A 26,553-nucleotide genomic window follows, 5' to 3' on the forward strand; every position below is an offset into this window, starting at 1 on the left:
GCAGGTACGTCGCCACCGGCCGTTGGTATGGCGACAGCGCGGCTGTGCGTGTGGCCCGTAGAGCGTCGGGATCCCTCTCCTGAGTGCTGATGTGAGCGTTGCGGTGGCGTCCGTCATGGTGGTCGGCGGTCGGGTGGGTGCGTGGTTTTTGATACGTCGACGATATGTGCCGGCTTTTAGCATCGGGAGCCGAGGCGCGGCCGAGTCGCCGGCCTGATGCGGCAGTGAGCGGGGGCGGACGATGGCGCAGGTGGAGACGGCGGAGGCCGAACAGGACGATGCCGGTCACCGGGAGACCGGTTCGGGTACCTGGCGCGATGGTGTCCGGCGGGTGATCGGCCGGCCGGAGCCCTGGAGGCGCGGCCTGGTGCTCGCGGCGCTGGCCGTGTTGCTGGGCCTGGTCATGCTGCTGCACGCGGCGATACCGAACCGGATCGGGAATCTCGGCAGCCTGGTGGAGACCTTTCTGCCGTGGTTCGGCTTGTTCGTCCCGGTGCTGCTGGTCGGGGCGCTGTGGCGGCGTTCCGCTTCGGCGGTGGTCGCGCTGGTGCTGCCGGTCGTGGTGTGGCTGGGCCTCTTCGGCGGGCTGCTCACGGACAAGTCCCATTCGGGGGCGGACTTGACCGTGGTCAGCCACAACGTCGGCGCCGACAATCCCGACCCGGCGGGCACTGCGAGGGACCTCGTCGCCTCCAAGGCGGACGTGCTGGCGCTGGAGGAGCTGACCCAGCGGGACAAGGGCACGTACGAGAAGGAGCTGGCGAAGGCGTATCCCTTCCACGCGGTGCAGGGCACCGTCGGAGTGTGGAGCAAGCTGCCGCTGTCGGACACCCGGCCGGTCGACATCGAGACGGACTACGGGCCGCTGGCGAAGACCAAGCCGGCCGCCGTCAAGCTGTCCTACTCCCGGGCGCTGCGCACCACGGTGGCCACGAAGCGGGGTCCGCTGGCGGTGTACGTGGCCCACCTGGGGTCCGCACGGGTGAATCCGAGGGGCGGCTTCGCGACGACCTCGCGGGACAGGAACGCGCAGGCGCTCGGCAGGGCCGTCGCCGCCGAGCCGGACAAGCGGGTGGTGGTGCTCGGCGACCTGAACGGCACCACGGACGACCGCGTGTTCGACGGCCTCACCTCCCGGCTGCGCTCGGCCCAGGTCGCGGCCGGGGACGGCTTCGGCTTCAGCTGGCCGGCGGAGTTCCCGATGGTGCGGATCGACCAGATCCTGGTCCGCGGCGTGAAGCCGAAGAGCTCATGGGTGCTGCCGGCCACCGGCAGCGACCACCGTCCGGTGGGGGCTGGAATCGGCTGGTAAGTCCATAGGGCGGCCGGATGTCCGTGCCTTTCGGCAGGATGGCCGGATGGCCGGAGAATCGTCCTTCGTGGAGCGGGCGCCGGTGCCTGCGCTCGCGGCGGTGGCGTCCTTGGTGTGGATCCAGCGGGTCGGGGAGCGGCCGGTCGCGCAGCGGCTCGTGCCGCACGGAGGCGCCGAGCTGCGCTGCGTGCTCGGTGAGGCGCCGCGGCTGGTCGGGCCCCTTACCTCGGCCATCTACCAGGACATTCCGGCTGGGGGCACGGTCGTCGGGGTGCGGCTGAGGCCGGGGGTGCTCGGCGGGCTCGCCGGGATGCCGGCCGACGAACTGGTCGACCAGGACGTCGCGGGCACCGAGCTGTGGCGCGGTCTGGGCCGTCTGACGGATCTGCTCGGGGACGCCGCCACGCCCGAGGTCGCGCTCGGGCATCTCCAGTCGTTCGCCGCGCGGTCCGCCGGGGTGCGCGACCCGCTGGTGGGCGAGGTCGTCCGGCACCTCATGCCGTGGCGCGGCGGGAAGCCCGCGGCCCTGCCCGCGCTGCTGTCCATTTCCGAACGCCAGTTGCGGCGCCGGTGCCGGGCGTCGGTCGGCGTCGGCGTGAAGGAATTGCAGCGCATTCTGCGCCTGCAGGGCTTCATAGCCCGTGTTCAGGCGTCGGTCGACGAGGACGCCTTGGACGTCGACCTCGCACGGTGGGCGGTCGAGACAGGCTACACCGACCAGGCGCACCTCGGCCGCGAGTGCCGCCGGCTCGTCGGCGTGACTCCGGGCGTGCTTCTCGCGCAGACGGGTTCGGCGTGCGCGTGCGGGCATGATCACGCCGCGTCCTATCTGCCGATGCTCCGGCCGGGGGATGGCCGTTTCGTACAAGAGCGGCGGCCGATGCCCGCCTAGCGTCTGGTCCGGGAAAGCGCCCCGCTCGTGCGGGCTTCGGATGAATGAGGAGCGATGAGATGGCCAAGGTCATCATGCAGGCCGTGGTTTCGGCGGACGGTTACATCGCCTATCCCGACGACACGGTCGGGCCGTTGTTCGACTGGTACGGCAACGGCGATGTGACCGTCCGCGCCAATGACGAGTGGCAGTTCAAGGTCGGCCGCGCCTCCGCGGACTACGTCCAGCCGTTCTGGGACGCCGTCAAGGTCACGGTGATCGGACGCCACCTGTTCGACACCACGGACGGCTGGTCGGGCGTGCCCGCCGCGGGCGAGCGGCTCGTCGTCGTCACGCACCGGCCGCTGCCGGACGAGTGGCTCGCCAGGTTCCCGGACGCGCCGTTCCACACGGCCGGCTCGGTCGAGGAGGGCGTCGCGCTCGCCAAGGAGCTCGCGGGGGACGGTCTGGTCTGTGTGTGCGCGGGCGACGTCGGCGGCCAGGCGTTCTCGGCGGGGCTCGTCGACGAGGTGGCGATGGACGTCGCTCCGGTGGTCCTGGGGGAGGGGGTGCGGTTCTTCGGCGACCACGTCGGCACCGTCCTGCTCGGAGACCCCGACGCGGTGGTCCAGGGCGATCGCGTGCTGCACCTCCACTACACCGTCCAGCGCTGACATTGAGGAACGAATGATTCTCGTAACCGGCGGCCTGGGTTCCATCGGGTCGCATACCGCGCGGGCGCTGCTGGACCTGGGCGAATCCGTCGTGCTCACCGCGCACAGGTCCACCCGGCTGCCCGAGTTCCTCGACGGCGAGCCGCACGGCCGGGTCGTCGTCGAGCGGCTCGACACCACGGACGAGGCCGCGTTCCTGGACATCGGGAAGCGGCATGAGATCACCGGCATCGTGCATCTCGCGGCGGGCCGGTTCGACCTGCCCGATCCGGTCGAGTACCTGCGTGCCGAGTCCCTCGCCCTGTTCAACGCGCTCAAGGCGGCGGGGGAGTGGGGCGTGCGGCGGTTCTCCGTCGCCAGTTCCATCGGCGTGTACGTGGGAGTGGACGAGGTTCCGTGGCGGGAGGACGCCCCGCTGCCGGCGGTGGCGCCGCACCAGATCCATGCGTTCAAGAAGACGGCCGAGCTGTTCACCGCGCTGGCGGGCGACAGTGCCGGGTTCGAGACGGTGAGCCTGCGGATCGGCACGATCTGGGGGCCGCTCGGCCTGCCCGACTCGCCGTTCTTCGCGCTTCCGCGGCTGCTCAGCGCGGCGGTCCTGGGCGAGGACCCCGATCTGACGCCGCCCCGTCCGGCCGCGTACGCCGAAGACGCCACGGACCTCTGCTACGTGAAGGACTGCGGCCGGGCCATCGCGCTGCTCATGCTCACCGAGCGGCTGAACCACCGGGTCTACAACGTCTCGAGCGGACGGCTGGTGCACTACAGCGAGGTGGTCGATGCGATCAACGCCGCTGTTCCCGGCGCGGACATCGAGCTCCCGGAGGGACGCGACCCCGGCAAGCCCGCGAGCGGCTACCTCGACATCACGCGGCTGCGGGAGGACACCGGGTTCCGGCCCGAATACGACGTCGAGCGGGCCGTGCCCGACTATGTCGGCTGGCTGAGGGAGCATGAGCGCTGAGGGGCCGACGTGACGTTCTAAGCTCACCAGGGTGAAGCTGGACGAAGCGGTACATATGTGGGATCCGGAGCCGGGCTGGCTGAACACCGCCAGCTACGGTATCCCGCCGGAGCCGGCCTTCGAGGAGCTGCAGGGCGCGCTGGCCGAGTGGCGGCGCGGCGCCAACGGCTGGGACAAGTGGGACCGGTCCACCGGCCGGGCGCGCGAGGCGTTCGCGCGGCTGACCGGCGTCGCGTCCGAGGACGTGGCCGTGGGCACCTCCGCCGCGCAGGTGCTGGCGCCGGTCGCGGCCTCGCTGCCGCCCGGCTCGCGCGTCGTCGTCCCCGACGTCGAGCAGACCTCGAACCTGTTCCCCTGGCTCGTGCAGGACCTCGACGTGCGGACGGTGCCGCCCGCCGACCTGCCCGGCGCGATCGACGAGCGCACCGACGCGGTCGCCTTCAGCCTCGTCCAGTCCGCGACGGGCGAGGTCGCCGACGCCGGCGCGGTCGTCGCGGCGGCGCGGGCGCACGGCGCGCTCGTCGTCGCCGACGCCACCCAGGCGGTCGGCTGGCTCCCGGTCGACGCGGCGCCCTTCGACGTCCTGGCCGTCTCGGCGTACAAGTGGCTGATGTGCCCGCGCGGCACCGCCTTCTGCTACGTGAGCCCGGCCGTGCGCGACCGGATCCGGCCGATCGCCGCCAACTGGTACGCCGGTGAAGGCGACGCCTCCTACGGCCCGCCGCTGCGGCTGGCCAAGGACGCCCGCCGGTTCGACATCGCCGCTCCCTGGTTCTCCTACGTCGCGGCCGCTCCGACGCTGGAGCTGCTCCTGGAGATCGGCATAGGGCCGATCCACGACCATGACGTGGGGATGGCGAATCGGTTCCGGGCGGGCCTCGGCATGCCGCCCGGCGACAGCGCGATCGTCAGCGTCGCCCGTCCGGGGGCCGCTGAGCGGCTCGCGGAGGCCGGTATCCGGGCGTCGGTGCGGAAGGGCGCGGCGCGCCTGGCCTTCCACCTCTACACGACGGAGGCCGACGTCGACACCGCCATCGCGGCGCTCGGCTGATCACGGCCCCGTGCCGCCGGGTTCGGCTGACAGACTCTTCGTCCATGGCGAACAGCGGACTGTGGGTCGGCGTCCTCACCGCGCTGACCGCACTCGGGGCCAGTTACGTCACCTCCCGGGCGACGCTGCGCGCGGCGCTGGCCCAGGCCCGGACGACCGCGCGGGCGCAGGCGCTCCGCGAGCAGAGCGACCGGCGCCGGTCGGCCTACCGGGAGATGATGACCTGCGTGCACGCGTTCAACGCGGTCACGTGGCAGATCGACGACGTCGACGCGGCGCCGGACCGTGCGGCCAGGGACCGGCTCCTGATGCAGATGTACGAGCGCATCGGCCCGGCCATCGGGGACATGAACAGGGCCATGCACGAGGTCCGGCTCGACGGCCCCGCCGAGGTCTCCGATGCGGCCGATCGCGTCCGCGATCTCGCACGGCGCGTGCAGGCCCTGCTCAAGGCGCTCATCGGTGACGACGGCCCTGAACGGCGTGAGGCGTACGACGCCGCCTACCGGGATTTCCGGGAGTCCTACGTCACGTTCATCGGCCTGGCCCGAGGTGCGCTGGAGGTCAAGGAAGAGAACGGATGACCGGCCATGTTCGCGCGGTCGCGGACGCTCATTTTGGAGCGCTGGCCAGTTCCTTCGTGTTGGGGCGGGACGGGTGGGTGCGGCCGAGCGGGCCGGCGGCCATCGCGCGGACGAGCGTCCCGGTGACCTGCGTGACGAACGCGCGCCCGGCGTCGGTGACGCCGTGCCCGCAGGCGCGGCCGCGCATCGAGCACACCCACCGCATGGTGCCGGTGGCGAACACGCCCGCTCCGCTATGGGTCGTGTAATAGGACGCGTTCGCGACCGCCGGGCTGTTCCCGCAGGTGATAGGGGAACGCGCGACGATCTCCAGGGTGGACGGCGTCGGGCCGGCCCGGTTCAGCGCGTCGGCCTCGGGGCCGACCATGCCGGGGAAATGCGTCCCGGCGCGGACGCCGGTGCCGTGGAACAGCCAGAAATCGGGTTCGTAGACGGTGAACGCGCCTTCGGCCGGAAAGCACATGTACTGGATGCCGATGATGTCGCTCTCCGGGCGCGGCATCGGCGGCAGCCGCCAGTCCTGCGTCGTCTCCGCCGGATTCGTCTTGGACATCGGATCGGCCGTGGAGTCCTTGTAGCAGATCACCAGCCGGTCGGCGCCGAGGGACGTGGAGCCGAACCGGATGTGGCGGTTGACGGCGTTGGCGCCCAGAAAGGCGATGTTGACGCCGTGGTCGCGGGCCTGCGTCGCACGCTGTCGCATCGTGGACGACCAGTACTCGTCATGCCCCAGGCTGAGCAGGCCGCGCGCGCCGCTAAGCACGCCGGGGTCGGCGTGCAGGTCGTTGTCGGTCGCGTAGGCCAGCGGTACGCCCTGCTTCTCTGCGAGCGCGATCGCGGGCTGCTCGTAGGTCATGAACTTGCCCGCGCCGGTGTCGTCGTAGGGGCGGTCGAAGCTGACCGCGTGGGCGCGGTCGGTGTCGCCGCCGGACGGGCCTTTGTACAGGTCGTAGCCGCCCCACATGTTGTACGCCTGCCACGTGGTGGTCGCGTTCAGCACGACGACGCGTCCGGCGGTGTTCGGCGAGCGGACGGTCACCGGCACGTACCGCTGCGCGCCCGACGCGGCGGTCAGCCTGACCAGGTAGCTGCCCGCGGGCCAGCCGGACGTGGGCACGGTCAGCGACGGCCGCCACGGCGCCGACACGGTGTGGGTCGTCGCGTCGATCCGGGGCGCGCCCTGCCGGACGCCCGCGACCTGCCCGGACCGCCAGACTCGCCGCGCCTCGGCGCCGCCGTACCAGCCCATCCGGAACGCCTCGGCGGTGAATCCGGGCGTCGTGGTCGAGACGAACAGCCGGAACGACTGTCCTGGGAGCACGCTCACATGGTCGGCGTATCCCTCGATCTCGTGCGCGGCTCCCTTGTGGCGGATCTGCCAGTCCGCCGTGCCGGGCTTGGCGTTCTCGGCCGTCTCCGCGACCGCCGCCTTCCCTGACCGTCCGCTACCCGAGTGGTGGGACGTCGAGCATCCGCCTACCAGGACGACCATCGAGAGCAACACCAGCGCGACCGGTACCCCAAGCGCGCGCGGGAACCGACCTCGGCGCGCGGGACGCCCCTTCTCCGCTTCGGACACGCCGCAGCCACCCCTCCCTGCTTTCCCTGTGGGTGTCCCGCCGACCGCCACGCACCAATGATCGATCTCCCCGCCGAACGGGCTTGTAATCGCCGATGACATCCTGGTCGCCGGATTCCGAACACGGCCAGGGAGGTGCACGGCATGTGCGACGCCCTCGACGACCCGGTGGGCACGTCGCTGCGCGGCCACCACGCGCACCTCGCGCGCCGGCGGGGCGGGGCCGCCACCTACCTGCCGGACGTCGCGACGTTCTCGGCGGTGTCCGGCGATCCGGACGCGGCGGAGTGGGACGACCTCGCCCGGCTGCTGGGACGCGGCGAGCTCGCCGACATGTTCAGCGCCCCGGCGGCGCCGCCGCGGGACTGGGAGCCCGTCTTCGTCCTCGACGGATTCCAGATGGTGTGGACCGGCGGGGGCGGCGACCCCGACACCGGCGTGGTGGAGTTGGACGCGGGCAGCGTCCCCGAAATGCTCGACCTCGTCGCCCGCGCCCGGCCCGGACCGTTCTGGCCGCGCACCCGCGAACTGGGCGCCTACATCGGCATCCGCGAGAGCGGCGTGCTGGTGGCGATGGCGGGCGAACGGCTGCGGCCGCCGGGCTGGACGGAGATCAGCGCCGTCTGCACCGCGCCCGAGGCCCGTGGACGCGGCCACGCCGCCCGCCTGGTGCGCGCGCTCGCGGCCCGCATCGAGGCCCGGAACGAGCGCCCGTTCCTGCACGTCGCCGCGGAGAACACCGGGGCCATCGGGCTCTACGAGCGGCTCGGCTTCGAGGTCCGGCAGGACGTGACCTTCCGCGGGTTCCACACCCCCTGACGTTCCGCAGCGCCGCGACGCCTATACGGGGCGCATCCGGATAGATATCGGCTCATGGCCGTCCCGGAAAAGCCGCCCGCGCCCGAGCCCGGCGCCTCCTCCTCCGAGGGGCGGGGACGCGCGGCCCTGATGCTGGGCGCGCTCGGCGTGGTCTACGGGGACATCGGCACCAGCCCGCTGTACTCCCTGCAGACGGTCTTCTCGATCGACCACGGCGCCGTCCACCCCACCCACCAGGACGTCCACGGCGTGATCTCGCTGGTGTTCTGGACGATCACGGTGATCGTGTCGGTGAAGTACGTGACGTTCATCCTGCGGGCCGACAACGACGGCGAGGGCGGCGTGATGGCGCTGGCCGCGCTGGTGCGGCGGGTCCTCGGCGACGTGCGGGGACGCGCCGCCGTCGCGATGGCGCTCGGGGTGCTCGGGGCCTCGCTGTTCTACGGCGACAGCGTGATCACCCCGGCGATCTCGGTGCTGTCGGCCGTGGAGGGCCTGAAGGTGAGCGCGCCGGGCCTGTCGCACGTGGTGGTGCCGGTCGCGGCGACGATCCTGGCGCTGCTGTTCCTGGTGCAGCGCTGGGGCACGCACCGCGTCGGGAGCCTGTTCGGGCCGGTCATGCTGGTGTGGTTCGCGTCGCTGGCCGTCGCCGGCCTCGTGGAGGTGGTCGAGCGGCCGGCCATCGTGCGGGCGCTGTCGCCGACCTACGCCATCGCCTTCGCGGCGGACCGCCCCTACACCGCGTTCATCGCGATGGGCGCGATCGTCCTGGTGATCACCGGCGCGGAGGCGCTGTACGCCGACATGGGCCACTTCGGGAAGGGCCCGATCCGCCGGGTCTGGTTCGCGGTCGTGTTCCCCGCGCTGACGCTGAACTACCTCGGCCAGGGCGCGCTGATCCTCGACGATCCGCGCAACGTCAAGAGCCCGTTCTTCCTGCTCTTCCCGCACTGGGCGCGGCTGCCGATGGTGGTGCTGGCCACCGCCGCGACCGTGATCGCCTCGCAGGCGGTGATCTCCGGCGCGTTCTCGGTGTCGCGGCAGGCGATCCGGCTCGGCTACCTGCCGCGGATGCGGGTCCGGCACACCTCGCCGCGCGAGATCGGCCAGGTGTACCTGCCGGCGATCAACGGGATCCTGTTCGTCGGCGTGCTGGTGCTGATGGCCGGCTTCCGCTCCTCCGAGCGGCTCGCGACCGCCTACGGCATGGCCGTCACCGGCACCTTCCTGATCACCACCGCGCTCTTCCTGGTGATCGCGCGCGTCGCCTGGCGGTGGGCGCCGTGGAAGCTCGTCCTCGCCGGGATCGTCATCGGCGGCGCCGAGATCACCTACTTCTCGGCGAACCTCACCAAGATCATGCGCGGCGGCTGGCTGCCGCTGCTGATCGCGATCACGGTGTTCACGGTGATGACGACCTGGGAGCGCGGGCGCGAGATCGTCACGGCGCACCGGACGGCCAAGGAGGGGGCGCTGCCGGAGTTCATCGAGAAGCTGCACCGGGACGGCGTGATGCGGGTGCCGGGCACCGCGGTGTTCCCCCATCCGACCAAGACGACGACGCCGATCGCGCTGCGCGCCAACTACGAGCACAACCACGTCGTCCACGAGCACGTGGTGATCGTCTCGATGGTGTCGGAGAACGTCCCGTACGTCCCGGCCGCGGAGCGGCTGAGCATCGACGACCTCGGGTACCGCGACGACGGCATCCTCCACGTCACCGTCCGGCACGGCTTCCAGGACCACCAGGACCTCCCCGCGGAGCTGCACCGGGCGGCCCGGCTGCCCGACGTCGAACTGCGCTTCGACCCCGACCACGCGTCCTACTTCCTGTCCCGCGGGGTGCTGCGGCTGACCCGCGCGCCCGGCATGCGCCGGTGGCGCAAGCGGCTGTTCCTGATGCTGGCCCGCAACGCCGAGAACCCCGCCGAGTACTTCGCGCTGCCGGAGACGCGGACCGTCCACATGGGCTCGCAGATCGACGTCTGACCCGCTCGGCCGTCCGGCAGCGGCCTCCGCGCCGCTCGCCGGGCCCCGCTGAGGGGGTATGGCGGTACCCCGACGAACGGAACCTGTCACCTTCCGGGGGGAGCGGGTTTGCTGGGTGTCGTCACCGACAGTGTTCGGTCGCCGTGCGAAAGGGCAGGTCATCGTGCGGAACGGCCGATCCGTCGCCAGCACGCCGATCTCGAAGGAACCTCGATGAACCCCGCTTACGACTTCTCCGGCCAGGTCGCCCTGGTCACCGGCGCCTCGTCCGGCATGGGCCTGGCCACCGCCCGTGCGTTCGCCCGGTCCGGCGCCGCCGTGGTGCTCGCCGACATCAACGAGACCGCGCTGCGCGAGGCCGCCGGCGAACTGGAGTCGGCCGGGCACCGGACCCTGGCCGTCGTCTGCGACGTCAGCGACGAGGACCAGGTCGCCGCGCTCGTCGACCAGGCCGTCGCCGCCTTCGGGCGGCTGGACATGGCCTTCAACAACGCCGGCGTCCAGATCTCGCCGAGCGACGCCGCCGACGAGGACGCCGGCGTGTTCGACAAGGTCAACGCCGTCAACCTGCGCGGCGTGTGGGCCTGCATGAAGCACGAGCTGCGGCAGATGCGCGGCCAGGGCGGCGGCGCGATCGTCAACTGCTCCTCGCTGGGCGGCCTGGTCGGCCTCCCCGGACGCGCGTCCTACCACGCGTCCAAGCACGGCGTCATCGGCCTGACCGGCAGCGCCGCCCTGGAGTACGCGCCGCGCGGCGTCCGCATCAACGCGGTGTGCCCCGGCACCATCGACACCCCGATGGTCGCCGACATGGTCGCCAAGGGGGAGCTGGACCGCGCCGAGGCCGCGGCCGGCCAGCCCATCGGCCGGCTCGGGCACGCCGACGAGATCGCGCAGGCGGTGCTGTGGCTGTGCAGCCCCGGCGCGAGCTTCGTCGTCGGCGTCGCGCTGCCCGTCGACGGCGGCTACACCGCGCAGTGACCGCGGACGAGCACGAGAAGGCAAGGATGGGCGGGCCGACCGGCGGACGGTTCGCGCGCAGGGCCGCGGGGGCGTGATCGCGCAGGAGGCCGTCGGCCATGCGCTGGTCGTCGACGGGGGCCAGACCGTCTGACGATCCGGGTCCCGGTTTCGTGGCGGTGCCGGTCCGCCGGGGTTTACCTTGTCCGCACATGTCCTGGCATGCGAGGCGGGGGGTCGGATGTACCCACGATGGGTCGGGCGCTACGAGCTGCTGGCCGAGCTCGGCGCGGGCGGGATGGGCACCGTCCACCTGGGACGCGCGCCGGACGGGCGGATCGTCGCGCTGAAGACGATGAACGGGGTCGCCATCGGCGGCGACAGCGGGCGCGGCCGGTTCGAGCGGGAGGCGGCGGCGCTGCGGCGGGTCGACGACCCGCACGTCGCCGCGTTCGTCGATGCCGACCTGGCCGGGCCGGAGCCGTACCTGGTCACCGAGTACGTGCAGGGCAGGCCGCTGGACGCGGTGCTGGCGGAGGGGCCGCTCGCGCCGGACGACCTCGGACGTCTCGGGCTCGGCCTCGCGCGGGCCCTCGACGCCGTGCACGGGGCGGGCCTGATCCACCGGGACGTGAAACCGGCCAACATCATGATGGCGGGCGGCGGACCGGTCCTCATCGACCTCGGCATCGCCCACCACCTCGACCAGACCCGGATGACGACCCGGCCGATCGGCACGCTGCGCTACATGGCGCCGGAGCTGCTGGCCGAGCAGCGGCCGGGCGGGGCCGCGGACGTGTTCGGCTGGGGCGCGGTGATGGCGCACGCGGCGACCGGCCGGCCCTGCTTCCCGGCGGACGCGATCCCGGCGCTGGTCAACCAGATCCTCACGATGGAGCCCGATCTCTCCGACGTCCCCGCCTGGCTGCGGGACGTCGTCGGACGGGCGCTCGCCAAGGACCCGGCGGACCGGCCGTCCGTCCGGTCGCTGCGGGAGGCGGTGACCCGCCGGCCGCAGGTCGAGCTGCTCCAGGCCGCCTACGCCGGCGCGCGGGCGGCGCACGACCACGCCCGCGCAGAGGGCATCGCGTTCGGCCTGCACGCCGTCGCCGCCGCGGCCGACGACCGGGTGCTGGTGGCGAAGAGCCTGCTCGACCAGGCGGACGCCGCCCGGTATTCGGGCGCCATGGACCGCGCGGAGACGCTGTTCGAGCAGGCCCGCGCCGCGTCCGCCGCCGCGGGGTCACGCCGCGACGAGGGCTGGGCGTGGGACGGCCTCGGAGTCTGCCGCCGCCACCGCAAGGACGACGACCTGGCGGGGAAGGCGTTCGAGGAGGCGCTCGCCATCGGTGAGGAGGTCGGGGACACCGCGCTGCGCGGCTGGAACCTGTGCAACCTCGCCGACCTCGACCTGCGTCGAGGGAACTTCGCCAACGCGACGGCCTGCTATGACGCCGCGCTCACGGTGGCCGTGGACCATCCGGCCATCGAGCTCGACGCCCTGAAGGGCCTGGCGCGGTGCGCGCGTGAACAGGGCGACCTCGAGCTCGCGGCGTCGCTCCTCGAAGACACGGCCCACCGCGCCGAGGAGGTCGAGGACCTGCGGACGGCGGGCTGGGCCTGGTACGACGCGGCCGAGGACGTGCGCGGGAAGCCCGACCACGAGCGGGCGAAGAGCGACCTGGAGAACGCCCTGCGGATCGCGGGCCGGCTCGGCGACCGGCTCATGGAGGGCTGGACGCTGTGCAAGCTCGGCAGCCGCCTCCGCGACATCGGCGCCACCCGGGAGGCCGCCACCGCGTACGAGCGGGCGCGCGACGTCGCCGACGCGCTGCGCGACAAGAAGATGAGGGAGTACGCCACCGTGCGGCTGGACGCCCTGTCCCTTTCCTGACGGGATGGGTCATACGATCGGCGGCGTGGCGAACGGCGGCGGCGACGGCAACGGCGGCGAGCAGGCGTTCCTGGACCACCGCGACCGGCTGATGGGCGTGGCCTACCGGGTCCTCGGCCGGGTCGCCGACGCCGAGGACGTGGTGCAGGAGGCGTGGCTGCGCTGGTCGAAGGCCGATCCCGGCACGGTCGCCGACCCCGAGGGCTTCCTGGTCACGGTCACGACGCGGCTCGCGATCGACCGGCTCCGCCGGGCGCGGGCGCGGCGCGAGGCGTACGTGGGCGAGTGGCTGCCCGAGCCGGTGCTGACCGTCCCGGACGCCGCCGGCCCCGTGCTGCGCGCCGAGTCGGTGTCGCTGGGCCTGCTCGTCGTCCTGGAGAGCCTGTCGCCGCTGGAGCGGGCGGTGTTCGTGCTGCGGGAGGTCTTCGAGTACTCGCACGCCGAGGTCGCCGCGGTCCTGGACCGCAGCGAGCCGGCGGTGCGGCAGCTCGCGGCGCGGGCGCGCGGGCACGTGCGGGAGCGGCGGTCCCGCTTCGAGGTGGACCCGGTCGTCTGGCGGGAGGTGACCGACCGGTTCGTCGGCGCCTGCCTGAGCGGCGGCGTCGAGGAGCTGATGGGGGTGCTCGCGCCCGGCGTCCGGCTGGTCGCCGACAGCGGCGGCAACGCGGTGGCGCCGCGCCGCGCGATCACCGGCCCGGAGCAGGTGGCGCGGTTCGTGCTGAGCATCATGCGGCTGCGGCGGTCCTTCACCGACTCCGCCGGCGTCGATCCGGACGCGCGGATCGAGTACCGCGTCGTCAACGCCAACGGCGGGCCCGCCCTCCAGGTCACCGCGGACGGCCGCCCGTTCGTCCACTTCCAGGTGCAGGTCGAGGACGGGCTCGTCGCGGTGTGCCATCTCGTCGTCAATCCCGAGAAGTTCCGGGGCGTGATGTCACAGGACGGGCCCGCGCTGCGTCCTTGACGGCATGACGTCCAACACCGGCACGATCACGATCATCGGCGGCGGCCTGGCCGGGCTGACCGCCGCCGTCGCCTGCGTCGAGACCGGCGCCGCCGTCGTCCTGCACGAGGCGCACCGCGACCTCGGCGGGCGCGGGCGCGCGACGCCCCCGCCGCACGTCGCCCACGACGGCGCGCACGTCTTCTACGCCGACGGCCCGCACTACCGGTGGCTGGCGAAGCGCGGCTTCGTCAAGGGCCTGGGCTGGCCGTCGCCCGCGGGGGCCGCGGGGCTGCGGTTCCGCGCCGGCGGGCGGCTGCGCCGGACGCCGCCGCCGCCGATGCTGCGCGCGCAGGCCCGCTTCCGGCTGGACGCCCCGGTCGACGAGGACTTCCGCACCTGGGCGTCCCGCCGCTGGGGCGAGGCGACCGCGCGGCACATCGCCAACGCGATCAGCGTGGTCACCTACGACGCCGACACCGGGCGGCTGTCCGCCGCGTTCGTCTGGGAGCTGTTCCAGCGGGTGCTCGGGCCGCGCCCGCCCGCCGTCCGGTGGGTGCGCGGCGGCTGGCAGACGGTGCTGGACCGCATGGCCGCCCGCGCCGCGGCCCTCGGCGTCCGGATCGAGACCGGCTCCCGGGTCGACGCGCTGCCCGCCGGCGGACCGGTCATCGTGGCGACCGACCTGGCGTCCGCCGGCCGGCTGCTGGGGGAGGAGCTGTCCTGGACGAGCGGGCACTGCGCCCTGCTCGACGTCGCCGTCCGGTCGGGGCGGGGCGACCGCACGCTGGTCTTCGATCTCGACGAGGGCGGTTTCCACGAGAGCTACACCATGCAGGACGACTCGATCGCGCCGCCGGGCGAGTCGCTGTTCCAGTTGCAGATGCCCGTCCGGGACGGCGAACCGCACCGGCAGGCCCACCAGCGCCTTCGCGTCTTCGCCGACCTGGTCCTGCCGGACTGGCGGGAGCGCGTCACGTTCCAGCGCCACGCCGTCGCCAAGGGGCGCAGCGGCGCGCTCGACCTGCCGGGCGAGACGTGGCGGGACCGGCCCGCCGTCGACCGCGGCGACGGCGTCTACCTCGCCGGGGACATGGTCGCCGCGCCGGGGATGCGCGGGGAGGTCTCCATCAACAGCGCGCTCGCCGCGGCCCGACTCGCGACCGCCGCGGCGCTCCGCTCCTCGGTCGCGGGCTGAACGCGGCCGTCGCCGGTCAGCCGTCGTTCCGCGCCGCCAGCTTGGTGAGCAGTTCATGGAGCCGCTCTTGCTCGGCGGGTGTCAGCCTGGCCAGGATGTCGGCGTTCAGAGCGGTCGCGTGCTCGGCGGCCTCCCGCAGTGCGCGCCGCCCGGCCGGCGTGAGGCGGACGCGCCGGCGGCGGCGGTCGGCGGGGTCCACGGTGCGGGCGACCAGGCCGCGCTTCTCCAGCCGGTGGAGCAGCGCGGCGAGCGTCGCCTGGTCGGTCGCGGTCGCCTCGCCGACGGCGGTCTGCTCGGCGTCGGGACGCGCGGCGATGACGCGCATCACGGCGTACTGCGGGCGGGTGAGGCCGGGCAGGCCGTCCTGCCAGCGCGCGCCGTGCTCCTGCATGATCAGGCGCATGAGGTAGAAGGCCGGCCAGTCCGGCTCCGTCTCGGTGGGCATATCGTGCGCAGCCTCTCCCGGGGAGTATGGTTCGTGTACGAATCATATGTCTACGAAGTAATGGGGGCGGCGATGACCGCCGATGAGGCGCCGGGGGAACCGGCCGGAATGGTGCAGGTCGCGCGTGCGCACCGCGAGCACGAGCGCTTCCATTCGCTGGCCAAGCTGGAGGAGGCGGCCGTCCTGCGGCGCGACTCCAACGTCCTGAAGATGCTTGCCGACCACTGGTCGGACGCCGGCGCGATGCGGGCCGGGCCGGCGGACCCGCGCCACGGCGCCGTCGGCTGTCCCGACCTCAACGGCCCGGCGATCGTCACCGCGACGGGCGTGCTGTTCATGGAGGGGGCGTCCGAGCCGGCCGAGCTGACCGCCATGAAGGCGAGGCTGGGCGAGGCCGGAGCCCGCTACCGCCGCCTCTCCCAGTGGCTGGCGCAGGAGATGGACGCCGAGTGGCCCCGGCTGGCCGTCCTGACCACACCCCGGCACATCGCGGCGGCGCGCGCACGGTTCATGGCCCTGACCCGCACCACCGCCGCGGGTGACGCCTACGGCCTGGCCGCCCACCTGCTGGCGACCGCCGCCTCGGCACTGCGCGAACAGGATCTGACGCCCGCGGGCGTCCGCGCCGGCCCGGCCACGGCCGCCGCGATGCTGCGGAACGCCTCCTGGCTGGTCGACACGGCCGCCGGGGTCATCGCGGAAGCCGCCGCGCGGCTCGGCGCGTCCGACCCGGACTGGACGGCCTTCATCACCGCCATGGCGCAGGAGACCGCCTGACCGGCGGCCGGGGCGGGACGGTCAGTGCGGCGCCTGTGCGTTGCGGGTGAGCGTCTGCAGGAGCGCGACCTGGCGCTCTTGCAGGACCGTGACGGCGCGGGCGCCCAGCCAGAAGGCGAGCAGTGCGCCGGTTGCGGCGGCGATCGGCACGGCGACCCAGCCGAGCCCGGCGAGGAGCGCGAGCAGCGTCGGCAGCGCGGTCAGCGGGACGGCGAGAAGGGCGATGTGGACCTTGACCGACCAGCCGGGCGTCGGGTTGCCGGCCGCATCGAGCGGCTGCGGTGCGATGAGCGAGGCCAGCGGCAGCAGCCCGGCGGCCCCGCCGAGCAGCGCCGTGACCAGCGACACCGCCCACGGCCAGAAGCGGTCCTCGCCGCTGACGGCCGTGAGGACGAGCGTGGACGCGGCGGCGTAGGGGCCGACCGCCAGCAGCCAGCCGAGCTGGCGGCCGCGCACGTCCGCCCGCGCCGAGCCCGGCGTCATGATCGTCGGCCAGATGCCGGGGCCGTCGTTGCCGTACACGTTGCAGGCGCAGGCGCCCGCGATGACGACCGTCATCGCGCCGGCGAAGGGCAGCAGCAGCCCGGTGCCGGCGGTGATGCGCGGGACGACGCCCGCGCCGGTGCCGACGACCAGCGCGATCACCAGGCAGGTGAGCCGGATCGGGTCCCGCGCCCACATCCGCAGCTCCTTCGCGGCGACCGCGCCGATGGGTGTGGAGCCGAGCGGGCTCCGGCGGCCGGCGCGGACGTCCCGGCCGCGCCGCGCGGGCCGGCGGCCCTGCATGCGGCGGCCGAGGACGCGCGGCCAGACCGCCGCGGCGAGCGCACCTAGGGCCGCGATGCCCGCCAGCGGCAGCAGCGTCCCGGCCAGGTCGCCGCGTCCGGCCGCCGCGACGGCGTCCGGGCCCCACCCAGTGGGCAGGGCGCGGAGCAGTGCGGTCAGCCATGGCGCCGACCGGTTCTGGAGCGCGGAGATCAGCGCCGGCAGCAGGGTCCCGGCCATCGCGATCAGGCTGATGAGGACGGCGGTGAGCACGGTGCCCGCGTCGTGGCCGCGCCGTGCCCCCGGCCCGAGCAGGCCCGCCGCCACGGTCGCCAGGACGCTCGTCACCGCCACGGTCAGCAGGACCGCGGCGATCGCGGCCGCCGTCGCCGCGAGGCCGAGCCGCGCGCCCCGCGCGATCATCGCGGCGGACGCGACGGCCAGGAGCACGTTGGCCGGGTCGGCGAGCCCGACGACCAGCAGCGAGCGCGCCAGCCGCCGGCGCGGGACCGGCAGCAGCCCGAACATCTCCGGGTGCAGGAACGGCTCGCCCGTCATGGCGCTCTGCGCGAGCCGCCCGCCGATCCACAGCAGCGACACCAGCGCGAGGACGTCGGTGGCGGTGCCGTCGTGGGCGTACCCGGCCGCGCCGAGCAGCAGCGTGCCCACCGCGGACGCCAGCACGAGCAGGCCGGTCACGGCGAGCAGTGCGGGGTGCGTGCCGGCGAGCTGGTGCCGCGCGATGCTCCGCCGCAGGTCGATCAGGATCCGAACCACGACAGCCCCCTCGCCGGCGGCCGGGCGCCGACGAGCTCGGCGAACGCCTCCTCCAGCGTGTGCCCCGAGCGGACCTGGTCCAGCGTCCCGGCCCGCAGCAGCGCGCCGTGGTCGAGCACCGCGACGTGGTCGCAGAGCCGCTCGACGAGCGGCATCGCGTGGCTGCTCATCACCACCGTGCCGCCGCCCGCGATGAACCCGTCGAGGATGGCGCGCACGACCGCGGCCGACACCGGGTCGACCGCCTCGAACGGCTCGTCCAGCACCAGCAGCCGCGGGCCGTGCAGCAGCGCGGCCGCCAGGCCGATCTTCTTGCGCATCCCGGTCGAGTAGTCGCCGATGAGCGTGCGTCCGGCGGCGGCCAGGTCGAGCACGTCCAGCAGCTCCTCGACCCGCGACCGCACCACCGGCGCGGGCAGGCCGCGCAGCCGTCCGAGGTAGGTGAGCAGTTCGGGGCCGGTCAGCCGCTGCGGCAGCGCCAGCCCGTCGGGCAGCACTCCGAGCAGTGCCTTCGCGCGGTCGGCGTCCTGCGCGGGCCACACCGGCGCGCCCGCCACCCACGCGTTGCCCGCGTCCGGGCGGAGCAGGCCGACGGCCATGGACAGCAGCGTCGTCTTGCCGGCGCCGTTCGGGCCGACCAGCCCGACGAACGCGCCGGGCGCGACGGTCAGGTCCACGTCCCGGACGGCGTCGTTGCCGCCGAAGCTCTTGCGCAGCCCGCGGATCAGCAGCGCCGGCGGGTCGCCCTCGGGCCCGTCGAGGCGGGCCGTGTCCGGTTCTTCTGCCCTGGTCATCGCGCCAGTCCTTGCTCGAACAGACGGAGGAGGCCGGTGGCGTAGGACTGCACGTCCAGGTCCGGGTCGGTGCGCAGCAGCTCGGTCACCGCGTCGATCGAGGCGCGCAGCGCGACGGCGGCGTGCCTGGTGTCGAACTCCGTGAGCTCGCCGGTCCGCTGCCCTTCGGCGAGCATCCGGGCCAGTGCCGTGACGGCGTCCTCGCGCTCGGGACCGTACGGCGCCGGTTCGCCGGCCCGCGGGGGCGAGCCGCGCAGCACCTCGACCAGGGCGCGCAGCTCGCGGCGGTGGCCGTCGATGAAGTCCAGGTTCGACCGCACGTAGGCGCGCAGCGCCTCCAGGCCGGGACGCGCCGCGGCGACCCGCGGGCCCATGTACTCGCCGGCCTTCGCCAGGACCGACACGACCACCTCCGACAGGAGCTCGTCCTTGCCGGCGAAGTGGTAGGAGATCACGCCCTTGCTGATCCCTACGCGCTGCGCGATCGCCGCCAGCGACGCCGCCGCGTAGCCCTCGTCCGCGAGCACGCCGATCGCGCCGTCCACGATCTGGCGCCGCCGCGCGAGTTCGGTGAACGTCCTCGAAGAATCTGACCGCATGGCCAAACATTAGCACGCGTGGTCAATAGCCTGGCTGGGCGACCTGTGCGCTCCGGTGCGGGTGCGATAAACGTGGTGCATGAGGCTGCGCGATGAGACCGAACGGGTTCTGCGGGCGTGGAACGCCCACGAGGTGGCCCGCGGCGGGTCCCCGATCATCGACTTCGACTGCCGCCCGGGCGGCCCGGAGCCCGAACCGGCGCCCGACCGGCTGACCGTCCTGCGGCGGCTGGCGGAGCTGCGGGCCGGAGCCGACGGGCCGGTGGCGGACCGGCTGGACGCCGACCTCGCCTACCTCGGCGCACTGCTCGGCGAGCGCCCGCCACTCGGCGACTACGTCCGCCGGACGCAGGGCTGCGGCACGGCCGGATGGCCCGCCGAGTACGTGGCGGAGCGCCGCGACCGGGCCCGCGCGGCGCTGTCCGCCCTCGGCATCGGGTGGGGGCCGCGCGCCAGCGCCGAACTCCGGCGGGTGGAAGGGCCCCTGGACGTCGGCGACGCCCCGGACGCCATCCGCGAGGCCGCCGCCGAGCTGGAGCCGGCCGTCCGGGAGGCGACCGGCAGCACCGCGCACTACACGCTGACGATCGAGACCGCCGAGGTGGACGCGTACTGGGCCTACTGGCTGGACGGCGCGGGCCACGACGTCCGGCTGCGCCTCAACCTGCCCAACGTGGAGTTCACCCGGGCGGGCGCCCGGCAGTTCGCGCTGCACGAGGTGCTCGGCCACGGGCTGCAGAGCGCGAGCTTCACCGCGCGGGCCGCCGCGGAGGACGTCCCGTGGGTCCGGCTGCTCAGCGTCCACGCACCGCATCAGGTGCTGCTCGAAGGGCTCGCGCAGGCGTGGCCGCTGTTCCTCCTGCCCGAGGACGAGGTGCTGACCGCGCGGGTGCGGCTCGGCCACTACGTGCAGCTCGTCCTCGCCCAGGTGCATCGCGCGATCAACGACGGGACGCCCGCGGCGGAGTGCGCCGGCCATCTGCGCGCCGCCGTCCCGTGGTTCACCGACAAGGCCGTTTCCGGCTACCTGGCCGACCGGGGGCTGAGCCCGGAGCACCGCTCCTACATGTGGGCGTATCCGGCCGGAATGGACTGGTTCGCCTGCCTGGCGGAGACCGGCGGCGAGGCGGCGCGGGAGGTGCTGCGGGCCGCGTACCGGGCGCCGCTCACCCCGTCCGGCCTCGCCGCGCTCTGGCCGGAGGGCCCGGCCGTCGGCGGGCCCGGCGCGCCCGCCGCACTGCGGCTATGACGCCCCGTCCGGCGGCTCGCAGGGGACGGACGAGGCGCGCTGGAACCGGACGGCCCAGTCGCGGAGCCGGTCGACCAGCTCCGGCGGATGCAGGACGCGGAAGTCGGCGTCGAGCATGCCGAGCGCCATCATCGGCCAGTCCAGCGAGTCGGACGTGAACCGCACGCGGCACCGCCCGCCCTCGGCCTCCTCGACGACCGCCCAGCGGCCGGCCCGTTCGCGGACGGCCGCGGCCGGCGCGTCCATCAGCACTTCGACGCGGTGCTCGCGGGGCGCGGTGTCCAGCCGGGCGCGGACGAACTCGGCGGCGTCGGCCACGGGAAGCTCGCGCGGGCGGAACCGGGCGCCGGTGCCCTCCGGCCCGGAGATCCGGTCGACGCGGAGGTTGCGCCAGTCGGCGCGGTCGAGGTCGAAGGCGACGAGGTACCAGCGGCGGCCCAGCGACACCAGCCGGTGCGGTTCGACGTGCCGGTCGGTGCGGGTGCCGCCGGCGGCGGTGTAGGCGAACCGGATCCGCTCGGCGTCGCGGCAGGCGAGCGCGATGGAGGTGAGGACGTCCGGGGCGACGTCGGTGCGGGGCGGGCCGTCCCAGGCGCCGGTGACGGTCATGGCGCGCAGCGCCTCGACGCGGCGGCGCAGCCGGCCCGGCATCACCTGGACGATCTTGGCCAGGACGCGCAGGGACGGTTCGGCGATCCCGTCCACCGGGCCCTGCGCGGCGGCGTGCAGGCCGACGGCCAGTGCGACGGCCTCGTCGTCGTCGATCACCAGCGGCGGCAGGGCGGCGCCCGCGGCGAGCTGGTAGCCGCCGTCGACGCCGCGGCGGGCCTCGACCGGGTAGCCCAGCTCGCGCAGCCGGTCGACGTCGCGGCGCAGCGTGCGCTGCGAGACGTCGAGGCGTTCGGCCAGCTCTGCGCCCGGCCAGTAGCGGTGGCTCTGCAGCAGCGAGAGGAGCCGCAGGGTGCGGGTGCTGGTGTTCGCCATGTTCCCGAGTCTCCCGCAATTGCGGTCAGGAAGTGGCCGCTATCCCTCGTAGCGTGGTCCTTGTCCGGCGGGAACGACGACTCCAGGAGGTACGGATATGAGCGAGAACACGATCGCGAACGGGACCGGCGCGGACGCCGCGGGGCTGGCAGGGGAGCGCGCCGACCTGCTCGCGCTGCTGGCCAAGGGCCGGCACTTCCTGCGGTTCACCACCCGGGACCTCACCGACGAGCAGGCCGGGCGGCGGACCACCGCCAGCGAGCTGTGCCTGGGCGGCCTGATCAAGCACGTCACGTCGTGCGAGAAGGGCTGGACGGAGTTCATCGTGGACGGCCCGTCCGCCATGCCCGACTTCAGCGCGATGACCGAGGAGGACTTCCAGCGCCGCGCCGACGAGTTCCAGATGCAGCCCGGCGACACGCTCGCCGGAGTCCTGGCCGACTACGAGGAGGTCGCGCGCCGGACCGACGAGCTGGTCGCCTCGCTGCCCGACCTCGGCGCCACCCAGCCACTGCCGAAGGCGCCGTGGTTCGAGGGCGACGCCCGCTGGTCGGCCCGCATGGTGCTGATGCACATCGCCGGCGAGACGTTCCAGCACGCCGGGCACGCCGACATCATCCGCGAGGCCCTCGACGGCGCCAAGAGCATGGGCTGACGCGAGAGCAGGGGCCGAACGGCGGCCGGCGTCGGAGGCCGCCGTCAGCAGGCGGGCGCGGGCTCGGGCGCCGCGGACGGCAGCAGGCGGGGCGCCACGGCCGCGGCCAGCGTCGCCGCCGCGGCCGCCGCCGTGACGATCAGCCACGCGCCCGGCCCGAGCGGCGTGCAGCCGAAGAACTGGCTGATGCCGGGCGTCTCGACCACCGCGAACAGCGCGGCGGCGGAGACCGCGCAGGTCGCCATGACCAGCGGGCTGCGCCAGCGGGAGATCAGGGTCTGGCCGAGCTGCGCGCCGACGAGCGCCGCCAGCGCCATCGTCGAGGCCCGGCGGCGGCCCGCGGGCACGAGCCGGGTCAGCCGCCCGAGCTGCCAGGACACCAGGGCCGCCGCGGCGGTCGCGGTCCCGCGGACGGCGAGCGCCCGCCGCATGTCCCGGCCGGTGAAGCCGTGCACCGGCTCCCCGCCGATCTCCCCGGCCGAGTCGGGGCCCGAGCCCGCCGGGGTGATCGCGACGGCGAGCGCCGGGAGCATGTCGGTGAGCATGTTCACCACGAGCAGCTGCCGGGTGCTGAGCGGCGCGTCGCCGCTGAGCGCCGTGCCGAGCACCGTGAAGGACACCTCGCCGGCGTTGCCGCCGACGAGGATCGCGGCGGCGTCGCGGACGCTGTGCCACAGCGCGCGGCCCTCGCGCAGCGCGTCCAGGATGAGCGCGGTGTCGGGCGCGGTGAGGACCAGGTCGGCGGCGGTGCGGGCGGCGCCGGAGCCGCGGCCGACGACCGCGATGCCGACGTCGGCGCGGCGGATCGCGGCGGCGTCGTTGGCGCCGTCGCCGGTCATCGCGACGACCCGTCCGGCGCGCCGCAGATCCTTGATGATCCGGACCTTCTGGGCCGGGGAGACGCGGGCGAACACCGCGGCCCGCTGGACGGCGGCGATCCGCTCGGCGGCCGGCATCGCGTCCAGCTCCGCGCCGGTGACGACCCGGTCCGCGGCGGGGATGCCGAGCTGGCCGGCGACGGCCGCGGCGGTGTCCGGGTGGTCGCCGGTGATCATGGTGGTGCGGACCCCGGCGGCGCAGAGCCGCTGCACGGCCTCCTCGGCGGTCGGGCGCGGGGTGTCGGCGATGCCGATGAAGCCGAGCAGCGCGAGGTCCTCGACGTGCTCGGCGACCTGCCCGCGCACCGGCCCGGGGTCCGGCACGGACCGCTCGGCGATGGCGAGGACGCGCAGCCCCTGGCCGGCGAGCCGCCGCACCGTCGCGGCGGCGGCGCGGCGCCGGGACGCGTTGAGCGGCTCGTCGTGGTGGGCGGAGGTGTGCACGCGCGTGCACTTGGCGAGCAGCACCTCGGGCGCGCCCTTGACGGCGATGACCGTCCGGTATCCGTCGTTGCCGAGGGACGCCGCGAAGCCGCGGGTGGTCTCGAACGGCAGCTCCTCGTCCAGCGACCACCGGCCGTCGGGTGGCAGGTCGCCGGCGCGGTCCAGGACGGCCCGGTCGGTGGCGTGCGGGACCTGCCGGCTCCCCGGCGGCGGGCAGGCGCGCGCCGCGACCCGCAGGACGCGCGCCTCGCCGGCGCCGGCGAGCGACTGCGGGCGGGTCGGGCCCGTCGCACGGACGAGCCGGAGCCGTCCCTCGGTGAGCGTGCCGGTCTTGTCGAAGCACAGGGTGTCGACCCGGCCGAGCGCCTCCAGCGCGCGGGTCGAGCGGACCAGCACGCCCAGCCTGGACAGCCGCCGCGCCGCCGCGAGCTGCGAGACGGTCGCGACCAGCGGCAGCCCCTCCGGGACGGCGGCGACCGCGACCGCGACGCCGGAGCCGAGCGCGCGCCGCAGCGGCAGGCCGCGCAGCATGCCGAGCACGGTGACGGCCGCGCCGCCGAGCAGGGTGGCGGGCAGCGCCTGGTGGGTGAGCTCGGCGAGCCGCGCCTGCATGCTGGACGACGGGTCGGAGGTGCCGGCGAGCGCGGCGGCGCGGCCGGCCTCGGTGGCCTCGGCGGTGGCGACGACCAGCGCGATCGCGGTCCCGGCGACGACCGTCGTGCCCTCGTAGAGCATGCAGTGCCGGTCGGCGGGGTCGGCGCCGGGCGACGGCTCGACGTCCTTGTCGACGGGCACGGACTCGCCGGTGAGCGTGGCCTCGTCGACCTCGAGGGACTCGGCCCACAGCAGCCGCGCGTCCGCCGGGACGAGGTCCTCCGAACGGAGCTGGATCACGTCGCCGAGGTGCAGCCGGCCCGCGGTGATCTGCTCGGTGGGGGCGGTCCGCAGGTGCGCGAACGGTTCGGCGGCGGACGCGTCGGGCTCGACGGCCCCGGCGCACAGCCGGCGGGCGCGGACCTGCTGGCCGCGCATCAGCTCGCCGAGCGCCTTCTCCGCCCGCATCCGCTGCGCGCCGCCGATCAGCGCGTTGCCCGCCATGACGCTGCTGACCAGCAGCGCGTCCACGCTGGAGCCGACCACAGCGGACGCGGCGGCGCCGAGCGCGAGCACCGGGGTCAGCGGGTCGTCGAGCTCCTGGCGGACCGCGGCGGCGAGCCGCAGGACCGCCTTGCCGGGCCGGACCGCGGTCCGCTGCACCAGCGGCCCGCCCGTGCGCGGCTCCCGGTCCTCGCCCGGCCGCGCGGTGCGGGCCAGCCGCCGGACGGCCTCCTCGGCGGTGAGGGCGTGCCAGGCGTCCCGGACGACCGGCGGCGGCAGCGGCCGGTGCTCCAGCCGCCGCGCGCTCAGCCCGTTGGCCAGCATCGCCATCAGGGACGCGGCGTGCACGGGCGGCAGGTCCTGCCAGGACGCGGCGGCCCGGCGCAGCGGCCCGCTGGTGCGCCGCCGGGGCCGCCGCCCCGCGATCAGCAGCGCGCCCAGCGCGGACGCGCTCAGCGACAGCTCCGCGGCGCGGTCGCTGGCGCGCCGCGCGGGCCGGACGGCGGTCAGCAGCCGCCACGCGCCGGCGAGGCCCGGGCCGGTCACCACGTCCGCGCGCCAGTCGCCGAGCCCGCGGCCGCGCAGCACGCCGACGCCGACGTCGGCGGCGTCCAGCGCCTCGTCCTGCCCGCTGGAGATCACGAAGACCGTGTGCCCGTCGCGCTGCAGCGACCGCACGGACTCCGCCAGCCCGCCGACGTCCACGGGCGAGTCGTCGCCCCAGGCGACCAGTTCCTGGATGCTCGCGTGCTCGGTCAGGACGACCACGTCGGCGGCCTCGTGCGCCGCCGACAGCAGCGCCTCCGCCAGCGGGTCGAGGGAGGACCCGACCCGGACCCGGCCGCAGCGCCGGTCCCGGTCGTCGAGCAGGTCGAGGGTGACGCCCCGCGGGTCGGCGGGGCCGTCGGACGGGGCGTCGGCCGCACGCGCCAGCCGCCACGCGCCGCCGCGGCCGGCGGGCCACGGCCCGGGGCCGGCGAGGTCGCCGGCGGCGCAGCCGGACAGGACCGTGCCGGCGGCGCGCCAGACGTCCGCGTCGTCCATGCCGCCGGTGAGGGCGACGGCCGACAGCAGCCGCAGTTCCCCGTCGCACAGCACGCCGGAGTCGATGACGACGGCGTCGACCCGGTCCAGCCGGCGCAGCGCGAGGGGATCGAGCACGACCGTGCCGCCGGCCGCGAGGTCGTGCCCGAGCACCGCGGCGAACGCCTCCCGGCCGAGCCGCGCCGCCTTCGGCACGGTCGCCAGCAGCAGGTCGGCCGCGGCGGACACGTCGCGCGTGCCCGCCAGGACCCCGGCCCCGCCGAGCAGGTGCCCGAGCGCGGTGCGATTCCCGGCCTTCTCCACCGGCCCGTCGGGCAGCGGGCACGGCCGCTCGGCGCGGGCGGCGCTCTCCTGCGGCTGCCTCCCGGGGACCGCCAGGTCCGGTTCGCGGCGCCGGAACGTCTCGCGGCGCGCGCCGATCTCGTAGAGCTGGAACGCGCGGTGCGCGGCGTCGGCCGCGAGCGGGGCGATGCCCTGCCCGGCGCCCTGCACGAGGGCGTTCGCGGTGCCGAGGAGGGCGTCGGCGCGGAGCCGTCCGAGGTGGTGCTCAAGCCTGGTCCGCAAGTGCGGCAGGGCGTCCGCCACCGACACCGCCGCCCGCACGGGGCTGGGCATCGGCGCGAGGTTCAGGAGCCGGCCGGCGACGGCGCCGACCGCGCCGGCGCAGTCGGCGACGAGCGCGGAAGTGGCGCCCGCCCAGGCGGCGTCGTCGTCGGGCGGCATCGCGTGCCGGCTGTGGTCGAACTGGTTCGCGTCGTGCGCGTCTTCGACGTCCTCGATGGCGGAGACCAGGTCGGCGGGGTCCACCGAGCCTTCTGCGTAGGACACCATGACGCGTCCGGTGACGGCGTTGACCTCCGCCCAGTCCACGCCTTCCAGCTTGCGCAGCGCCTCGGTGAGCGCCTGCACGTAGAGCCGGTGGTGCCGCCCGCTGCCCGCCAGGCCGTTCGCCTGGATGTGGGCCCGGCCGCCGTGCGCCCAGACGCGCCGTCTCCGCCCACCGGAGGCCAGCGACGCGAAGGCGTTCGTGACGTGGGAGGTGTGGCGCACGCCCGTCCGGACGCCCGCCGCGGTGGTCCGCGTGCCCAGCTCCACGCCCTTGGCGGCCAGGCTCGACGCGGCGTCGGCCGCCGCGACCGGCACGTTCAGGACCGCCTTGGCCAGGGACGCCCCCGGAAACGCCACTGCCGCCCCTTCCCGCCCGCG

At 74.7% G+C, this 26,553-nt stretch carries 22 protein-coding genes; 15 read left to right on the top strand and 7 right to left on the bottom strand.

Going from position 1 to position 26,553, the window contains the following annotated elements; all coding sequences use genetic code 11:
* Positions 1 to 241: 241 nt before the first annotated feature.
* Genes J4709_RS20090 through J4709_RS20115 form a run of 6 tightly spaced genes read left to right on the top strand, consistent with a single transcriptional unit; the run spans position 242 to position 5,456 of the window.
* Positions 242 to 1,312, top strand: a complete 1,071-nt coding sequence (locus J4709_RS20090; protein WP_208242953.1) for an endonuclease/exonuclease/phosphatase family protein — start codon at positions 242 to 244, stop codon at positions 1,310 to 1,312.
* A 46-nt stretch (positions 1,313 to 1,358) separates the two neighbouring features.
* The gene (locus J4709_RS20095) at positions 1,359 to 2,204 is read left to right on the top strand and encodes a helix-turn-helix domain-containing protein (protein ID WP_208242955.1); all 846 of its coding nucleotides are present in this window, start codon (positions 1,359 to 1,361) and stop codon (positions 2,202 to 2,204) included.
* Between the two features lie 59 nt (positions 2,205 to 2,263).
* The gene (locus J4709_RS20100; protein ID WP_208242957.1) at positions 2,264 to 2,857 is read left to right on the top strand and encodes a dihydrofolate reductase family protein; all 594 of its coding nucleotides are present in this window, start codon (positions 2,264 to 2,266) and stop codon (positions 2,855 to 2,857) included.
* A gap of 13 nt (positions 2,858 to 2,870) precedes the next feature.
* Positions 2,871 to 3,821 (top strand): NAD-dependent epimerase/dehydratase family protein, encoded by a 951-nt coding sequence (locus J4709_RS20105; protein WP_208242960.1) that lies wholly within the window; start codon positions 2,871 to 2,873, stop codon positions 3,819 to 3,821.
* Between the two features lie 55 nt (positions 3,822 to 3,876).
* The gene (locus J4709_RS20110) at positions 3,877 to 4,872 is read left to right on the top strand and encodes an aminotransferase class V-fold PLP-dependent enzyme (protein ID WP_232383782.1); all 996 of its coding nucleotides are present in this window, start codon (positions 3,877 to 3,879) and stop codon (positions 4,870 to 4,872) included.
* A gap of 44 nt (positions 4,873 to 4,916) precedes the next feature.
* The gene (locus J4709_RS20115; RefSeq protein ID WP_208242964.1) at positions 4,917 to 5,456 is read left to right on the top strand and encodes a hypothetical protein; all 540 of its coding nucleotides are present in this window, start codon (positions 4,917 to 4,919) and stop codon (positions 5,454 to 5,456) included.
* Positions 5,457 to 5,484: 28 nt separating this feature from the next.
* On the opposite strand, the gene J4709_RS20120 is transcribed toward J4709_RS20115, so the two are convergent.
* A complete protein-coding gene (locus J4709_RS20120) occupies positions 5,485 to 6,948 on the bottom strand; it encodes a N,N-dimethylformamidase beta subunit family domain-containing protein (RefSeq protein ID WP_208242966.1) in 1,464 nt (487 codons plus the stop codon).
* A gap of 231 nt (positions 6,949 to 7,179) precedes the next feature.
* Here J4709_RS20120 and J4709_RS20125 point away from each other — a divergent pair, with 231 nt between their 5' ends.
* From J4709_RS20125 to J4709_RS20150, 6 genes are all read left to right on the top strand, one after another.
* A complete protein-coding gene (locus J4709_RS20125; RefSeq protein WP_208242968.1) occupies positions 7,180 to 7,854 on the top strand; it encodes a GNAT family N-acetyltransferase in 675 nt (224 codons plus the stop codon).
* A gap of 54 nt (positions 7,855 to 7,908) precedes the next feature.
* A complete protein-coding gene (locus tag J4709_RS20130; protein ID WP_208242969.1) occupies positions 7,909 to 9,843 on the top strand; it encodes a potassium transporter Kup in 1,935 nt (644 codons plus the stop codon).
* A 213-nt stretch (positions 9,844 to 10,056) separates the two neighbouring features.
* The gene (locus tag J4709_RS20135; protein ID WP_208242970.1) at positions 10,057 to 10,824 is read left to right on the top strand and encodes a glucose 1-dehydrogenase; all 768 of its coding nucleotides are present in this window, start codon (positions 10,057 to 10,059) and stop codon (positions 10,822 to 10,824) included.
* A 220-nt stretch (positions 10,825 to 11,044) separates the two neighbouring features.
* A complete protein-coding gene (locus J4709_RS20140; RefSeq protein WP_208242971.1) occupies positions 11,045 to 12,697 on the top strand; it encodes a serine/threonine-protein kinase in 1,653 nt (550 codons plus the stop codon).
* Between the two features lie 4 nt (positions 12,698 to 12,701).
* Positions 12,702 to 13,661, top strand: a complete 960-nt coding sequence (sigJ, locus tag J4709_RS20145; RefSeq protein WP_208242972.1) for an RNA polymerase sigma factor SigJ — start codon at positions 12,702 to 12,704, stop codon at positions 13,659 to 13,661.
* A gap of 4 nt (positions 13,662 to 13,665) precedes the next feature.
* The gene (locus tag J4709_RS20150) at positions 13,666 to 14,838 is read left to right on the top strand and encodes an NAD(P)-binding protein (protein WP_208242973.1); all 1,173 of its coding nucleotides are present in this window, start codon (positions 13,666 to 13,668) and stop codon (positions 14,836 to 14,838) included.
* 16 nt (positions 14,839 to 14,854) lie between these two features.
* Here J4709_RS20150 and J4709_RS20155 read toward each other — a convergent pair whose 3' ends face one another.
* Complete coding sequence (locus J4709_RS20155) at positions 14,855 to 15,283, bottom strand: MarR family winged helix-turn-helix transcriptional regulator (RefSeq protein WP_208242974.1); 429 nt, start codon at positions 15,281 to 15,283, stop codon at positions 14,855 to 14,857.
* 72 nt (positions 15,284 to 15,355) lie between these two features.
* Here J4709_RS20155 and J4709_RS20160 point away from each other — a divergent pair, with 72 nt between their 5' ends.
* Positions 15,356 to 16,060 (top strand): hypothetical protein, encoded by a 705-nt coding sequence (locus J4709_RS20160; RefSeq protein ID WP_208242975.1) that lies wholly within the window; start codon positions 15,356 to 15,358, stop codon positions 16,058 to 16,060.
* Between the two features lie 21 nt (positions 16,061 to 16,081).
* On the opposite strand, the gene J4709_RS20165 is transcribed toward J4709_RS20160, so the two are convergent.
* Genes J4709_RS20165 through J4709_RS20175 form a run of 3 tightly spaced genes read right to left on the bottom strand, consistent with a single transcriptional unit; the run spans position 16,082 to position 18,995 of the window.
* The gene (locus J4709_RS20165) at positions 16,082 to 17,602 is read right to left on the bottom strand and encodes a hypothetical protein (RefSeq protein WP_208242977.1); all 1,521 of its coding nucleotides are present in this window, start codon (positions 17,600 to 17,602) and stop codon (positions 16,082 to 16,084) included.
* A complete protein-coding gene (locus tag J4709_RS20170) occupies positions 17,587 to 18,396 on the bottom strand; it encodes an ABC transporter ATP-binding protein (RefSeq protein WP_208242980.1) in 810 nt (269 codons plus the stop codon). Before J4709_RS20170 ends, J4709_RS20165 begins: the two co-directional genes overlap by 16 nt.
* Positions 18,393 to 18,995, bottom strand: a complete 603-nt coding sequence (locus J4709_RS20175; protein ID WP_208242982.1) for a TetR/AcrR family transcriptional regulator — start codon at positions 18,993 to 18,995, stop codon at positions 18,393 to 18,395. Before J4709_RS20175 ends, J4709_RS20170 begins: the two co-directional genes overlap by 4 nt.
* A 79-nt stretch (positions 18,996 to 19,074) precedes the next feature.
* Here J4709_RS20175 and J4709_RS20180 point away from each other — a divergent pair, with 79 nt between their 5' ends.
* Positions 19,075 to 20,244 carry a hypothetical protein gene (locus tag J4709_RS20180; RefSeq protein WP_208242984.1) on the top strand — a complete coding sequence of 390 codons (1,170 nt, stop codon included), beginning with the start codon at positions 19,075 to 19,077 and terminating at the stop codon, positions 20,242 to 20,244.
* Here J4709_RS20180 and J4709_RS20185 read toward each other — a convergent pair.
* Complete coding sequence (locus tag J4709_RS20185; protein WP_208242987.1) at positions 20,239 to 21,228, bottom strand: helix-turn-helix transcriptional regulator; 990 nt, start codon at positions 21,226 to 21,228, stop codon at positions 20,239 to 20,241. The genes J4709_RS20180 and J4709_RS20185 overlap by 6 nt on opposite strands.
* 97 nt (positions 21,229 to 21,325) lie before the next feature.
* Here J4709_RS20185 and J4709_RS20190 point away from each other — a divergent pair, with 97 nt between their 5' ends.
* Positions 21,326 to 21,883 (top strand): DinB family protein, encoded by a 558-nt coding sequence (locus tag J4709_RS20190; RefSeq protein WP_208242988.1) that lies wholly within the window; start codon positions 21,326 to 21,328, stop codon positions 21,881 to 21,883.
* 44 nt (positions 21,884 to 21,927) lie between these two features.
* Here J4709_RS20190 and J4709_RS55655 read toward each other — a convergent pair whose 3' ends face one another.
* Positions 21,928 to 26,532, bottom strand: coding sequence for a cation-translocating P-type ATPase (locus J4709_RS55655; protein WP_208242990.1), 4,605 nt, complete (start codon positions 26,530 to 26,532; stop codon positions 21,928 to 21,930).
* Positions 26,533 to 26,553: the final 21 nt, after the last annotated feature.

The organism is Actinomadura violacea (assembly GCF_017573465.1).
In the GTDB taxonomy this organism is placed as follows: Bacteria; Actinomycetota; Actinomycetes; order Streptosporangiales; family Streptosporangiaceae; genus Spirillospora; species Spirillospora violacea.

Excerpts from the sequence above, each read along its gene's own strand:
- J4709_RS20090 (WP_208242953.1), top strand. The coding sequence starts at position 242 with ATGGCGCAGGTGGAGACGGCGGAGGCCGAACAGGACGATGCCGGTCAC.
- J4709_RS20095 (WP_208242955.1), top strand. The coding sequence starts at position 1,359 with ATGGCCGGAGAATCGTCCTTCGTGGAGCGGGCGCCGGTGCCTGCGCTC.
- J4709_RS20100 (WP_208242957.1), top strand. The coding sequence starts at position 2,264 with ATGGCCAAGGTCATCATGCAGGCCGTGGTTTCGGCGGACGGTTACATC.
- J4709_RS20105 (WP_208242960.1), top strand. The coding sequence starts at position 2,871 with ATGATTCTCGTAACCGGCGGCCTGGGTTCCATCGGGTCGCATACCGCG.
- J4709_RS20110 (WP_232383782.1), top strand. The coding sequence starts at position 3,877 with ATGTGGGATCCGGAGCCGGGCTGGCTGAACACCGCCAGCTACGGTATC.
- J4709_RS20115 (WP_208242964.1), top strand. The coding sequence starts at position 4,917 with ATGGCGAACAGCGGACTGTGGGTCGGCGTCCTCACCGCGCTGACCGCA.
- J4709_RS20120 (WP_208242966.1), bottom strand. The coding sequence starts at position 6,948 with ATGGTCGTCCTGGTAGGCGGATGCTCGACGTCCCACCACTCGGGTAGC.
- J4709_RS20125 (WP_208242968.1), top strand. The coding sequence starts at position 7,180 with ATGTGCGACGCCCTCGACGACCCGGTGGGCACGTCGCTGCGCGGCCAC.
- J4709_RS20130 (WP_208242969.1), top strand. The coding sequence starts at position 7,909 with ATGGCCGTCCCGGAAAAGCCGCCCGCGCCCGAGCCCGGCGCCTCCTCC.
- J4709_RS20135 (WP_208242970.1), top strand. The coding sequence starts at position 10,057 with ATGAACCCCGCTTACGACTTCTCCGGCCAGGTCGCCCTGGTCACCGGC.
- J4709_RS20140 (WP_208242971.1), top strand. The coding sequence starts at position 11,045 with ATGTACCCACGATGGGTCGGGCGCTACGAGCTGCTGGCCGAGCTCGGC.
- sigJ (WP_208242972.1), top strand. The coding sequence starts at position 12,702 with ATGGGTCATACGATCGGCGGCGTGGCGAACGGCGGCGGCGACGGCAAC.
- J4709_RS20150 (WP_208242973.1), top strand. The coding sequence starts at position 13,666 with ATGACGTCCAACACCGGCACGATCACGATCATCGGCGGCGGCCTGGCC.
- J4709_RS20155 (WP_208242974.1), bottom strand. The coding sequence starts at position 15,283 with ATGCCCACCGAGACGGAGCCGGACTGGCCGGCCTTCTACCTCATGCGC.
- J4709_RS20160 (WP_208242975.1), top strand. The coding sequence starts at position 15,356 with ATGACCGCCGATGAGGCGCCGGGGGAACCGGCCGGAATGGTGCAGGTC.
- J4709_RS20170 (WP_208242980.1), bottom strand. The coding sequence starts at position 18,396 with ATGACCAGGGCAGAAGAACCGGACACGGCCCGCCTCGACGGGCCCGAG.
- J4709_RS20175 (WP_208242982.1), bottom strand. The coding sequence starts at position 18,995 with ATGCGGTCAGATTCTTCGAGGACGTTCACCGAACTCGCGCGGCGGCGC.
- J4709_RS20180 (WP_208242984.1), top strand. The coding sequence starts at position 19,075 with ATGAGGCTGCGCGATGAGACCGAACGGGTTCTGCGGGCGTGGAACGCC.
- J4709_RS20185 (WP_208242987.1), bottom strand. The coding sequence starts at position 21,228 with ATGGCGAACACCAGCACCCGCACCCTGCGGCTCCTCTCGCTGCTGCAG.
- J4709_RS20190 (WP_208242988.1), top strand. The coding sequence starts at position 21,326 with ATGAGCGAGAACACGATCGCGAACGGGACCGGCGCGGACGCCGCGGGG.